At 70.7% G+C, this 12,368-nt stretch carries 14 protein-coding genes; 9 read left to right on the forward strand and 5 right to left on the reverse strand.

The annotated features are described in order from the left end of the window. Nucleotides 1–40: 40 nt before the first annotated feature. Nucleotides 41–541, reverse strand: coding sequence for an amino-acid N-acetyltransferase (locus ACWH95_RS02250; protein ID WP_136034679.1), 501 nt, complete (start codon nucleotides 539–541; stop codon nucleotides 41–43). A 105-nt stretch (nucleotides 542–646) separates the two neighbouring features. After that, a complete protein-coding gene (locus ACWH95_RS02255) occupies nucleotides 647–3,178 on the reverse strand; it encodes an ATP-dependent Clp protease ATP-binding subunit (protein ID WP_136034677.1) in 2,532 nt (843 codons plus the stop codon). A 176-nt stretch (nucleotides 3,179–3,354) separates the two neighbouring features. On the opposite strand from ACWH95_RS02255, the gene ACWH95_RS02260 reads away from it, so the two are divergent. The 5 genes from ACWH95_RS02260 (at nucleotide 3,355) to ACWH95_RS02280 (ending at nucleotide 6,951) form a co-directional block, all read left to right on the forward strand. Next, on the forward strand, nucleotides 3,355–3,978 hold the full coding sequence (locus ACWH95_RS02260) for a hypothetical protein (RefSeq protein ID WP_454120094.1): 624 nt from the start codon (nucleotides 3,355–3,357) through the stop codon (nucleotides 3,976–3,978). Beyond that, on the forward strand, nucleotides 3,978–4,730 hold the full coding sequence (locus ACWH95_RS02265; protein WP_247637773.1) for a hypothetical protein: 753 nt from the start codon (nucleotides 3,978–3,980) through the stop codon (nucleotides 4,728–4,730). The genes ACWH95_RS02260 and ACWH95_RS02265 overlap by 1 nt, the downstream gene beginning before the upstream one ends. After that, the gene (locus ACWH95_RS02270) at nucleotides 4,727–4,963 is read left to right on the forward strand and encodes a helix-turn-helix domain-containing protein (protein WP_136034669.1); all 237 of its coding nucleotides are present in this window, start codon (nucleotides 4,727–4,729) and stop codon (nucleotides 4,961–4,963) included. Before ACWH95_RS02265 ends, ACWH95_RS02270 begins: the two co-directional genes overlap by 4 nt. A gap of 72 nt (nucleotides 4,964–5,035) precedes the next feature. Beyond that, nucleotides 5,036–5,377, forward strand: coding sequence for a hypothetical protein (locus ACWH95_RS02275; RefSeq protein ID WP_136034667.1), 342 nt, complete (start codon nucleotides 5,036–5,038; stop codon nucleotides 5,375–5,377). Between the two features lie 143 nt (nucleotides 5,378–5,520). Next, entirely contained in the window at nucleotides 5,521–6,951 is a 1,431-nt protein-coding gene (locus tag ACWH95_RS02280) for a dicarboxylate/amino acid:cation symporter (RefSeq protein ID WP_205812751.1), read from the forward strand. Nucleotides 6,952–7,024: 73 nt separating this feature from the next. Here ACWH95_RS02280 and ACWH95_RS02285 read toward each other — a convergent pair whose 3' ends face one another. Next, nucleotides 7,025–8,755 carry a cation:proton antiporter gene (locus ACWH95_RS02285; protein ID WP_136035686.1) on the reverse strand — a complete coding sequence of 577 codons (1,731 nt, stop codon included), beginning with the start codon at nucleotides 8,753–8,755 and terminating at the stop codon, nucleotides 7,025–7,027. Nucleotides 8,756–8,785: 30 nt separating this feature from the next. Then, nucleotides 8,786–9,100, reverse strand: coding sequence for a MerR family transcriptional regulator (locus tag ACWH95_RS02290; protein ID WP_136035688.1), 315 nt, complete (start codon nucleotides 9,098–9,100; stop codon nucleotides 8,786–8,788). A 124-nt stretch (nucleotides 9,101–9,224) separates the two neighbouring features. Between ACWH95_RS02290 and ACWH95_RS02295 the strand changes: the two genes are divergently transcribed. The 4 genes from ACWH95_RS02295 to ACWH95_RS02310 all read left to right on the forward strand — a co-directional run bounded on the left by ACWH95_RS02295 (nucleotide 9,225) and on the right by ACWH95_RS02310 (nucleotide 11,338). Beyond that, a complete protein-coding gene (locus ACWH95_RS02295) occupies nucleotides 9,225–9,647 on the forward strand; it encodes an Hsp20/alpha crystallin family protein (RefSeq protein ID WP_136034660.1) in 423 nt (140 codons plus the stop codon). 69 nt (nucleotides 9,648–9,716) lie between these two features. Further along, entirely contained in the window at nucleotides 9,717–9,941 is a 225-nt protein-coding gene (locus ACWH95_RS02300) for a DUF2795 domain-containing protein (RefSeq protein WP_136034658.1), read from the forward strand. A gap of 82 nt (nucleotides 9,942–10,023) precedes the next feature. Continuing rightward, a complete protein-coding gene (locus tag ACWH95_RS02305; protein ID WP_247982217.1) occupies nucleotides 10,024–11,061 on the forward strand; it encodes an LLM class flavin-dependent oxidoreductase in 1,038 nt (345 codons plus the stop codon). A 70-nt stretch (nucleotides 11,062–11,131) separates the two neighbouring features. Then, nucleotides 11,132–11,338: a methyltransferase gene (locus ACWH95_RS02310; protein ID WP_136035692.1), complete on the forward strand. Its 207-nt coding sequence runs from the start codon at nucleotides 11,132–11,134 to the stop codon at nucleotides 11,336–11,338. Between the two features lie 79 nt (nucleotides 11,339–11,417). Here ACWH95_RS02310 and pheA read toward each other — a convergent pair whose 3' ends face one another. Then, nucleotides 11,418–12,368 carry a prephenate dehydratase gene (gene pheA, locus ACWH95_RS02315; RefSeq protein ID WP_136034649.1) on the reverse strand — a complete coding sequence of 317 codons (951 nt, stop codon included), beginning with the start codon at nucleotides 12,366–12,368 and terminating at the stop codon, nucleotides 11,418–11,420.

Here is a 12,368-nt window from a genome sequence, read left to right on the forward strand (position 1 = left end):
AGCCCCGCGATCCTGGGAGGCGTCGTGCGCCCGTCGGGCCTCAGAGCACCTTGAGCATGCGGGTGTTGCCGAGCGTGTTCGGCTTGACGTGCGCCAGGTCGAGGAACTCCTCGACACCCGCGTCTCCACTGCGCAGCAGCTGCGAGTACACGTCGGGATCGACGACCTGCTCGCCGATGGGGGTGAAGCCGCGGCGGCCGAAGAAATCCACCTCGAACGTGAGGCAGAACAGGCGCGTCAGTCCGAGTGCGCGCGCGTTCTCCTCCAGGCGCTCGACGATCGCGCGACCGATGCCGTGGTGCAGCCAGTCGTCGCGCACGAGCAGGGTGCGCACCTCGCCGAGGTCCTCCCAGATCACGTGCAGGGCGCCGCAGCCGATCAGCTCGCCGTCGGCCTCCGCCACCACGAACTCCTGCACCGCGCCGTACAGCACCGCCAGGTCTTTGCCGAGCAGGATGCGCTGCTCCACGAGCGGCTGGAGCAGGTTGCGGATGCTGACGATATCGGCGCTGCGGGCGGGCCGGACGATGTAGTCGCTCACCCGACCAGCCTAGAACCGCACCCTCCGTGCGCCTCCCAGACACGAGGAAGGGGCGGATGCCGCAGCATCCGCCCCTTCACGTCCGGGCTCACGACCCGGGTGGGATCAGTCGTTGCCGGTGATCGCCAGGTCGGGCGTACCGGCGATGGCGCCGCCGCCGGTGTTGACACCGACCGCGACCTTCTCGCCGCGCGGACCGTGCTCGAACAGGAACTCCCCGTCCTTCGCGTCGACCTTCACGTGGTCGCCCGAGTCGAGCTCGCCGTGCAGGATCTTCTCCGACAGACGGTCCTCGATCTCGTGCTGCATCGCGCGACGCAGCGGCCGGGCGCCCAGAGCCGGGTCGAAGCCGATCTCGATCAGACGCTCCTTGGCGGCCTGCGACAGCTCGATCGTCATGTCGCGGTCGAGCAGACGCTCGCCGAGGCGCTTCGTGAACAGGTCCACGATCTGCACCAGCTCGTCCTTGCTCAGCTGCGGGAAGACGATGATGTCGTCGACACGGTTGAGGAACTCGGGCTTGAAGTGCCGCTTGAGCTCTTCGTTGACCTTGCCCTTCATCCGCTCGTAGCTGGTGGCGTTGTTGCCCTCGATCTGGAAGCCCACGGGACCGCCGGCGATGTCGCGTGCACCAAGGTTGGTGGTCATGATGATGACCGTGTTCTTGAAGTCCACGATCCGACCCTGACCGTCGGTGAGGCGACCCTCTTCAAGGATCTGCAGCAGCGAGTTGAAGATGTCGGGGTGGGCCTTCTCGATCTCGTCGAACAGCACCACGCTGAACGGCTTGCGCCGCACCTTCTCGGTGAGCTGACCGCCCTCTTCGAAGCCGACGAACCCGGGAGGGGCACCGAACAGCCGCGAGACGGTGTGCTTCTCGCCGAACTCGCTCATGTCGAGCGAGATGAGCGCGGCCTCGTCGTCGAACAGGAACTCCGCGAGCGCCTTGGCCAGCTCCGTCTTTCCGACGCCCGTGGGGCCGGCGAAGATGAACGAACCGGAGGGGCGCTTCGGGTCCTTGAGGCCCGCACGCTGACGACGGATGGTCTTGGAGAGGGCCGCGATGGCCTCCTCCTGACCGATGACGCGCTGGTGCAGCGCCTTCTCCATGAAGACGAGTCGGCTGGACTCCTCCTCGGTCAGCTTGAACACGGGGATGCCCGTGGCCTGCGCGAGCACCTCGGCGATCAGGCCCTCGTCGACGACCGCCTGGGTCGCGACGTCGCCCGCACGCCACTGCTTCTCGAGGCGCAGCCGCTCGGCGAGCAGGCTCTTCTCCTCGTCGCGCAGCGACGCGGCCTTCTCGAAGTCCTGCTCCTCGGAGGCGAGCTCCTTCTGCTCGCGCACGGCGGCGATCTTCTCGTCGAACTCCCGCAGCTCGGGCGGGCTCGACAGGATCGACAGACGCAGGCGCGCGCCGGCCTCGTCGATCAGGTCGATCGCCTTGTCGGGGAGGAACCGGTCGGAGACGTAGCGGTCGGCGAGGTTCGCCGCGGCCACGATCGCGCCGTCGGTGATCTGCACCTTGTGGTGCGCCTCGTAGCGGTCGCGCAGCCCCTTGAGGATGTTGATCGCGTGCGGCAGCGTCGGCTCGTTCACCTGCACCGGCTGGAAGCGGCGCTCGAGAGCGGCGTCCTTCTCGAAGTGCTTGCGGTACTCGTCGAGCGTGGTGGCGCCGATCGTCTGGAGTTCACCGCGGGCGAGCAGCGGCTTGAGGATGCTCGCCGCGTCGATCGCGCCCTCGGCGGCACCCGCACCCACGAGGGTGTGGATCTCGTCGATGAAGACGATGATGTCGCCGCGCGTGCGGATCTCCTTGGTGACCTTCTTCAGGCGCTCCTCGAAGTCGCCGCGGTAGCGGGAACCGGCGATGAGCGAGCCGAGGTCGAGCGAGTAGAGCTGCTTGTCCTTCAGCGTCTCGGGAACATCGCCCTTGACGATCGCCTGCGCCAGGCCCTCGACGACGGCGGTCTTGCCGACGCCGGGCTCACCGATCAGGACGGGGTTGTTCTTGGAGCGGCGGGAGAGGATCTGCATGACCCGCTCCGCCTCCTTCTCGCGCCCGATCACCGGGTCGAGCTTGTTGTCGCGCGCGGCCTGGGTGAGGTTGCGACCGAACTGGTCGAGCACCGCGGAGCCACCCTGGGCGCCGGCGGGCGAGTCGTTGGTCTGCGCGCCGACCGACGCGGGCTCGCGCCCCGGAGCGCCGGACAGCAGCTGGATGACCTGCTGGCGCACCTTGTTGAGGTCGGCGCCGAGCTTGACCAGCACCTGGGCGGCCACGCCCTCGCCCTCACGGATGAGGCCGAGGAGGATGTGCTCGGTGCCGATGTAGTTGTGGCCGAGCTGCAGAGCCTCGCGGAGGCTGAGCTCGAGCACCTTCTTGGCGCGCGGCGTGAACGGGATGTGGCCGGTCGGCTGCTGCTGACCCTGGCCGATGATGTCCTGCACCTGCTCGCGCACGGCGTCGAGGGAGATGCCGAGCGACTCCAGCGCCTTGGCTGCGACGCCCTCGCCCTCGTGGATGAGGCCGAGCAGGATGTGCTCGGTGCCGATGTAGTTGTGGTTGAGCATCTTCGCCTCTTCTTGGGCGAGGACGACCACTCGACGGGCTCGGTCCGTGAATCTCTCGAACATGTTGACTCCTTATTCGCACGGGGCGAAGACGCATGAAGCGCTTGTACATCGAGAGTAACGACCAGGAATGCCGGGTATGCCCGTGTTCGCCGTGGGCATAGCGGGGGCTTGACCCGTTTATCGACAGTCGTTATGTTAACGAAAGTCGATAACCCCCCGATCTCCAGGAGGAGCCCATGCTCGCCACGGATAGACGACCCTCGCTCGCCGACGGCATCGCCCTCGGACTGATCGCGACCGGAGCCGTGAGCGTCGGAATCGGTGCGATCGTCGCCGTCGCCCAGGCCGCCGCCACCCTGTTCTCGCCGTCGCCGACGATCGCGATGCCCGTGCACGACGTCGACCTCACCGCCCTCGACGGAATGGCCGGGATCGAGGGCGCCACCGTCGACTCCGCACTCGTCACCCTCACCGCGCCGCCCACCGCCGCCCGCTGGCTGCTGCTGCTGGAGACGGCGCTGCCCGCGCTCGCCACGGTCGCCCTGTGCGCGGTGGTCTGGTGGCTGGGAGTGTCCCTCATCCGCTCCCGCCCGTTCCGCGCCTCGCTCGGGTGGATGTTCGCGGTCGCCGCCTGCCTGCTGATGGCCGGCACGCTGCTCGGGCAGTTCGCCGGCGGCATCGGCCGGGCCGAGATCGTGAAGGATCTGGCCGCGACCGAACCCGGCGTCGAAGACGTGCTGTGGACGCTGCTCGTGCAGTTCGACCTGGCACCCGTGGGGTGGGCGTTCGCCCTGGCCCTCGTGGCGGGCGTGTTCGCCGTCGGCCGCCGCCTGCAGCGCGACACGGAGGGGCTGGTCTGATGATCACGTTCGGCTCGGAGGCCGTCTGGCCCTCGCTGCTCAACATCGCGATCGCCCTCGCCGTCGGCGCCGCCGTCGTCGCCCTCGTCGTCTGGAACAGCCGCCGGCGCGGCAGCCGCACGGTCACCCTCGATGCGGCGCTCACGCTGTCGGGATGGTGGGTGATCCTGTCGGCACTCGGCGCGATCGCGGTCGTCGTCAAGGCGTTCGCGGTCGACTGGGCGGAGCTGCACGGGCGGACCGTCGTCTTCCTCGACTGGCCCGCCGCCCTCCCCTGCTCCGAGTTCGGCGACGGTGCGCACACCGCCCTCACCTGCGGCGGCACGGAACTGACGGACTTCACCGTGGGCAACGCCTCGCTCGGACTCCGCCTCCTCGCCGCGGCGGCACAGCTCAGCAGCCTGGCGCTCGCCACGGTGCCCGCCGTGGTCCTCGCCCTCATCTGCTTCCACACGCTGCGCGGGCGCGCGTTCTCCCTGGTCGTGACCCGCGCCCTCGTCGGCGGCGCGGTCACGCTCGTGGTGCTCGGCGTGGCCTCCGACCTGTTGAACGGGATCGCCGCCACGGCGGGCCTGCGGGAGGCCCTCCCGATCGGCAGCCCGTGGTACCCCGCGGCGTATCAGCTCACCGTGACGCCGCTGCCGTTCGCCGCCGCGCTCGGCCTGCTCGCCCTCGCCGCCGTGTTCCGGCAGGGCATGCGCCTGGAGCAGCAGCGCGCCGCCCTGGAGAAGGAGACGGAGGGGCTAGTGTGAGCCCGGCCGAGAGCGACGAGGAGTTCACCGGCATCCACTGCCGCCTGGACGAGCTGCTCGCCGAGCGCGGCATGACCCTCACCGAGCTGAGCGCCGCGGTCGGCGTGAGCATCGTCAACCTGTCCGTGCTCAAGAACGACCGCGCCCGCGCGATCCGCTACTCCACGCTGCGGGCGATCTGCGAGGCGCTGGAGTGCGACGTGGGCGACCTGCTCGTGCTCGCGGCCCGCTGACGCGGAGCATGGATGCGCCTCCGCACGCAAGCCCCTTCTATGGATCTGCTGTGGCGCACTAGCGTCGTCCGCATGAAGAAGCCAGCACCCGCGGCCCGCCCGGCCGCCCGCCTCGCTGCCCTCGTGCCCGCCGTCGCGCTCGCCCTGTCCCTCGCCGCGTGCGGCGGACCGGCCCGCCCGTCGTCCGACGAGGTGGCCGAGGGGATCCAGAAGGTGTTCGCCGGCACGAGCCAGGAGCAGGCGATGACCGACGAGGCCGCCAGCTGCCTCGCCGACGCGCTGGTCGACTCCGAGCTGAGCGACGAGACGCTCACCTACATCGCCAACGGCGAAGACAAGCAGAAGGACGAAGCCGACAAGGCGCTCACGACGCAGATCATCACCGACAACCTGAACGAGTGCGTCGCGCCCTGACCCCCCGAACCCGGAGCATGACGGCTGCGGAGGGGCGGCCGTCATGCTTCGTCATATCCGCCCAGGGAATTCCCAGCCAGCTCTAGCGTTGAGCCTCATGGCGCGCATCCCGGCGCGCCGCGATCTCTGGAGTCCCCACCTCGATGAGCACCACCGCACGCGCCCAGAAGGCGCCAGACACCCGCGGGCCGGTCCGGAAGCTGCTGACCTCGTTCGGCTTCCAGATCATCGCCGCCCTCGTCCTCGGCATCGCCGCCGGCCTGATCGGCCGTCAGCTCGGCGCCACGGCCGAGAACCCCACCGGTCTGTCCGCCACGCTCGACACGATCGGCAGCTCCTACGTCACGCTGCTGCGCGCGGCGGTCGTCCCGCTGATCTTCACCGCGATCGTCGCGAGCATCTCCAACCTGCGCCGCGTGCAGAACGCGGCACGCCTGGCCGGTCAGACCATCCTGTGGTTCGCGATCACCGCGTTCATCGCCGTCATCATCGGCATCGGGCTCGGCCTCGTGATCCAGCCGGGCAACCGCGCCGGCGAGGGCCTCGAGCCCGGCGACCCCTACACGGTCGGCACGTGGTGGAACTTCCTCCTCGGCCTGATCCCCCAGAACTTCCTCGGCCTCACGGTCAGCACCTCCCCCGGCGCGACCGAGGGCGCGTTCACCTCCACGGTGGGCTTCAACATCCTGCAGGTGATCGTCGTCGCCGCGGTCGTCGGCATCGCCGCCCTCAAGGCGGGCAAGAAGGCCGAGCCGTTCCTCGTCTTCACCGAGTCGCTGCTCAAGGTCATCCAGCGCGTGCTGTGGTGGATCATCCGCATCGCCCCGATCGGCACGTTCGGCCTCATCGGCTCCGCCGTCATCAAGTACGGCTGGGAGAAGCTCGCGTCGCTCGGCTGGTTCGCCGCCGCGATCTACATCGGCCTCGCTCTCGTGCTGTTCGTGGTCTACCCGATCCTCGTGCGCACGCACGGCCTGTCGATCAAGCAGTACTTCTCGGGCGTCTGGCCCGCGGTGCAGCTCGCGTTCGTGAGCCGCTCCTCCATCGGAACGCTGCCGCTCACGGAGCGCGTGACCGAGCGCAACCTCGGCGTGCCCCGCTCGTACGCCTCGTTCGCGGTGCCGCTCGGCGCGACCACGAAGATGGACGGCTGCGCCGCGATCTACCCGGCCATCGCCGCGATCTTCGTCGCCCAGTTCTTCGGCATCGAGCTGAACTTCGTGCAGTACCTGCTGATCGTGATCGTCTCGGTCGTGGGCTCCGCCGCCACCGCCGGCACCACGGGCGCGGTCGTCATGCTCACGCTCACGCTGTCGACCCTGGGTCTGCCGCTCGAGGGCGTCGGTCTGCTGCTCGCGATCGACCCGATCCTCGACATGGGCCGCACCGCGGTCAACGTCGCGGGCCAGGCGCTGATCCCGACCATCGTCGCCAAGCGCGAGGGCATCCTCAACGAGGAGCTCTACAACGCGCCGCGCGAGGGCCTGCCGTTCGCCGACGACTCGTCCGACGACGACGCCCCCGAGGCCGACGCCGCCTCGGACACCGCGCCGGAGCCGGCCGGCGCCCGCTGACCCGTCACGCCGGAACGCCCCGTCTCCTCCGGGAGGCGGGGCGTTCTCGTGTGCGGGGCGCGGGGCGACCGCGTCAGACGCGGCCCTGCTGACGCGTGGCGCCGCGCGTGTCCATCGCCAGCTCCTCCGCATCCATCGCGGTCAGCAGCTCCCGCATGACCTCCTCGTCGAGGTTGCCCGCGTCGCGCTCGGCGACCAGGATCTCCCTCCGCACCTGCAACCACCCCTTCGACAGCGCGACCAGGTCGTCGAACGACGGACGGCTCGAGGTGTCCTCCACCCGCTGCGCCTCGTCGGTGTCCTTCTCCACCCTGGTCATGCGCTTCGTGAAGGCGTCGAACACGCTCAGGTCGACCGCACCGTGCTTCTGCTCCCACTCGACGCGCTTCTGCGCCAGGTACTCCTTGCCCGCCTCCCGGCTCTTGGCCTTGACCGCCTCGAGCGCGGCCTCGTCCTCCGCGTGCTCGGCGTCGCCCCGGATCCCGAGCCGCCGGATGAGCAGCGGGAGCGTCAGCCCCTGCAGCAGCAGCGTGCCCACCGTCACGATGAACGCCACGACGACGATCGCGTGCGAGGCCTCGGTGTCGAGCGTCGCGAGGTCGGCCGCGGCCACCGCGATCGCGAGCGTGACCACGCCGCGCATTCCCGCCCAGGAGATCACGGCGTTGTCCTTCCACGTGAGCTGGAGTCCGGCCATGCGCTCCCGCACGATCTGCGTGCGCAGCTCGTCCGCGCTGTACTGCCGCCAGCGCCGCGACCGCCGCCGACGCTCGTCGAACTCCCCCGAGGCGATCCCCCGGTCCATGCGCGCGAGCCGACGGCGGTCCTGGAAGTTCGCCCACGCGCTGGTGGGGTAGATGTACAGGGGCCGCACGAGCAGCACCACCACCAGCACGGCGAGGGACAGCAGCAGGATGCGCCCCACGGACTCGCTGCTCAGGTCGCGGAGCACCCGCGGGAACTGCAGTCCGATGTACGCGAACACGAAGCTCTCCAGCAGCAGGTCGGCCGACAGCCACAGTGGCGCCTCCTGCTGCCTGGTCGTGTAGTCGGTGCGCGGGGCGTTGAACCCCACGTACAGTCCCATCGCCACGACCGCGAGCACACCGGAGCCCAGGAGGTGCTCGGCGATGCCGTACGCCCCGAACGGCGCGAGCAGCCCGAACGTGCCGATCACGACGGGGTCGCTGATGCGCATGCGCAGCTGGTGGAGCACGATCCCGAACACGAGCCCGACCGCGACGCCGACGCCCACCGCGACCAGGAACTGCCAGACCCCGTCCCACACCGTCAGGGTGGCCCCGGCGAGGATCGCCGCGAACACGCGGTACAGGGTCAGCGAGGTGGCGTCGTTGATGAGGCTCTCGCCCGACAGCACCGTCATGATGCGCCGCGGGAGCCCGAGACGGCGGCCGATCGCGGCGGCGGACACGGCATCGGGCGGTGCGACGATCGCTCCGAGCAGCAGCGCACCGGGGAGGGTCAGCGACGGCAGGATCCACCACGCCACGAGGCCGACCGCGAGCGCGGTGAGCAGGACGAGCCAGATGCCGAGCCGTCGGATCTGCGGCAGGCTGCGCTTGAAGCCGACGAACGACACATCCAGCGCGGCGGAGTACAGCAGCGGCGGCAGCACCAGGCCAAGCAGCAGGTGCCCGTCGATGGACAGGTCGGGCACGATCGGCAGGAACGAGGCGGCGAGCGCGACCACCGTCACCAGCAGCGGCGCCGGCCACCCGCGCCAGCGCGCGAACGCGGCCACGGCGACGGCTCCGACGAGGACGTAGAAGATCCCGGCTTCCATGGGGGAAGCGTAGCGTCGTCCGAGGACGGGTCAGCGGGCGGGGCGACGCCGCGCGGGCGTGCGGGCGGTCTCCGCGTCGAGCGCGTCGCGGAGTCCGGCATTCTCGTCCTGCAGGTCGAGCACACGGGCGATACCGGCGATGTTGAGCCCGTCGCCGCGGAGCTCGGCCGCGCGTCGCAGCCGCTCGATGTCGTCGTCGCTGTAGCGGCGCGTGCCACCGTCGCTGCGGGCGGGGACGAGCAGCCCCTTGCTCTCGAAGAGGCGGATGGTCGCCTCCGGCAGGTCGACGAGCTGGGCAGCCACGGCGATGCCGTAGACGGGTGTGCGCGAGTCGCGTGCGGTCATCCTGACGTGTCCTCGGATCGGGGTTGCGAGATCGGTCATCTCGTTCTATAACAAATCTATACCCCACGTGCAGATAATCTGCACACCACCTCAGCCCATACGGGCCGCACGAAAGGAGAACCTCATGGCACTGACCTTCGATCCCTTCAGCCAGCTCGATCGCTTCGCCGCGAGCGTGCTGGACTCCGTTCGCGCACCCCGGTCGATGCCGGTGGACCTGTACCGCGACGGTGACCGCTACATCCTGCACGCCGACCTCCCCGGCGCCGACCCGGGCTCGATCGACGTCGACCTCGACGGCGGTCAGCTCACCATCCGCGCCCAGCGCACCGCCGACACGCGCGAGGGCGTGCGGTGGCTCGCCCGCGAACGCGGCGCCGGCTCGTTCCTGCGCCAGTTCTCGCTCGGCGACGGCGTCGACCTCGACAGCATCAGCGCCTCCTACGAGAGCGGGGTGCTGTCGGTCGTGATCCCGGTGAGCGAGCGCGCCAAGCCGCGCAAGATCGTCGTGGAGTCCGGCGAGCAGCGCCAGGCCATCGACGCCTGACCCGCGGGGGCGGCGCCCACGCGCCGCCCCCGTCCTTCCCTTTCCTCCTCCCCGCAGAAAGGACGACCCATGGCCCTCTCCCCCACCCTCGATCGCTTCCTCGCCGGCATGGAGTACCCGGCGACGCGCGACGACCTGCTGCGCGAGGCCACCCGCGACGGACTCGACGCCGACGACCGTGCCGTGCTGCGCACCCTCCCCGAGCAGAGTTACAGCGCCGCCTGGCACATCCGCTACCGCCTGGCCCGCGCCGCGCTCCGCGAGTCGCTGACCCCCGCCGCCCGGGCCGCCTGAGCCCGCACCCGCGCGGTCGCGTCACGGACGCACCGGTGCGAGGCCGGGAATGCGCGCGCGACGTCTCGGGTTGCACCCGGGGATGAACGACGTCGCCCTCTCCGTCCTCGACCTCGTGCCGGTCCGCTCCGGCCAGACCAGCGCCGAGGCCATCGCCGCCTCCCTCTCGCTCGCCGAGACCGCCGACCGTCTCGGCTACCGCCGCTACTGGTTCGCGGAGCACCACAACATGCCCGCGGTGGCCTCGACCACGCCCCCGGTGCTGATCGCCGCGGCGGCCGCGCGCACCCGACGGCTGCGCCTGGGCTCGGGTGGCGTGATGCTGCCGAACCACGCACCCCTCATCGTCGCCGAGCAGTTCGCGGCGCTCGAGGCCATCGCGCCAGGACGCATCGACCTCGGTCTCGGCCGCGCGCCCGGCAGCGACCCCGTCATCACGCAGCTGCTGCGCGGCAGCGGCACCACCAGCGACGTCGAGCAGTTCCCGCGTCACGTGCAGGACATCGCGGCGCTCTTCTCCGCCGACGGTGCCACGGTGCGCTTCACGTCGGGCGGCGAGTACACCGTGCGGGCCACCCCCGCCGCGACCGGCGTGCCCGAGGTGTGGCTGCTCGGGTCGAGCGACTACTCCGCGCAGCTCGCCGCCTCGCACGGACTGCCCTACGTGTTCGCCAACCACTTCTCCGGCCAGGGGCTGGAGCGGGCGCTCGACCTGTACCGCACGAACTACCGCCCCAGCGAGGAGCACCCGGAGCCGCGCACGTTCCTCACCGTCAACGCGGTCGCCGCCCCCACCGCGGACGAGGCCGAGCAGCGCGCCCTCCCCCAGCTGCGGATGATGGCCCGGCTGCGGCTCAACCAGCCCCTGGTGGCGCTGGAGACCGTGGAGCAGGCACTCGCCGCGACCTCCGACGCCGCGACCGACCAGGTCGTGCAGGCCGCCCGGTCGCGGTGGTTCGTCGGCACGGGCGAGTCCGTCGCCGCAGAGGTGCGGGCCTTCGCCACGCAGCACGGCGTGGACGAGGTCATGCTCTCGCCCGTCGCCGGAGCGTTCGAGGCCGAGCCCGCCGACACCTCGCCCGGACGCACGCAGACGCTCGAGCTCATCGCGACCGCCTGAGCCCGGCGCGAGGGGCTGGCCCCGGCCGACTCCGAGGCGTAGCCTCAGCGGCAGAGAGAGGGGTTCGACGATGAGCACCAGGACACTCGCACTGTGGGTCGCCTACGGCCCGAACGGCGTGGTCGGCAGCATCCGCCATGACGACGAGGGGTACGCGGTCACGATGGCCGGGGCGGACGCCGTGGCCGGGACCTACCCGAGCCTCGCGTCGGCGAAGGGGGCACTGCATGCGCGCATGGCTCCCGGCAGCGCGTGGCCGCTGTTCCAGGAGCACTGACCACCGCGACCGTCGCTCGAGACGCGCCGGGGCCCTCGGTCCCGACGCGTGCTCGACCCGCGAAGCCCGGGGACGGGTGTCAGGACTCGGGCTCGCCGGAGAGGATGCCGCGCAGCCAGTCGCGTGCCTCGATGAACACGTCGTCGGAGTAGCGGTCGGGGTACTGCACGATCTGCCGGTCGGCACGCGGGTACGACCCGAGGAACACCACGCGCGGGCTGAAGCGGCGGATGCCGAGCAGGGCGTCGGCCATGCGCTCGTGCTCGATGTGACCGTCGGCGTCGATCACGAAGCGGTAGCGGCCGAGCTCGTCGCCGATCGGGCGAGACTCGATGAGCGAGAGGTTGATGCCGCGGGTGGAGAACTGCTCCAGCATCTCCAGCAGCGAGCCGGGGTGGTCGTGGGGCAGCTCCACGATGAGGGAGGTCTTGTCGGCCCCGGTCGGCTCCGGGGAGCGCGTCGTGCGGGTGACCAGCACGAAGCGCGTGACGGCGGCCGCGTTGTCGCCGATGCCCTCCGCGAGCACGTCCACGTCGTAGTGCTGCACGATGCCGGGGGCCGCGATCGCCGCCTGGGCGGGCAGCGAACCGTCGAGCACGCCGATCGCCGAGGCCACGTTGCTCGCCGCCGGCACGTGCGAGTGCCGCGGCAGGTGCTCGCCGAGCCAGCCGTGGCACTGCGCGTACGCCACGGGGTGCGCCGCGATCACCTCCACCTGGTCGAGCGTGGTGCCGCGCGGGGCGACCAGGACGAAGTTGACCCGCACCAGGTACTCGCCGATGATGCGCAGCCCGGGGAGCGTCGCCAACGCGTCCTGCGTGGTGGAGACGCCGCCCTCGATCGAGTTCTCGATCGCGATCATCGCGGCGTCGCTGCGGCCCTCCAGCACGTCGTCGAGCGCCTCGCCGACGTTGTGCACGGGACGCCACACCTGCCCCCTGGCCTCCGCCACCTGGTCGAGTGCCGCCTCAGTGAAGGTTCCGGCTGGTCCGAGATAGCTGTAGGTGCGGCGATCGGTCACGGCGTTCAG

Source organism: Microbacterium sp. NPDC055502 (assembly GCF_053643635.1).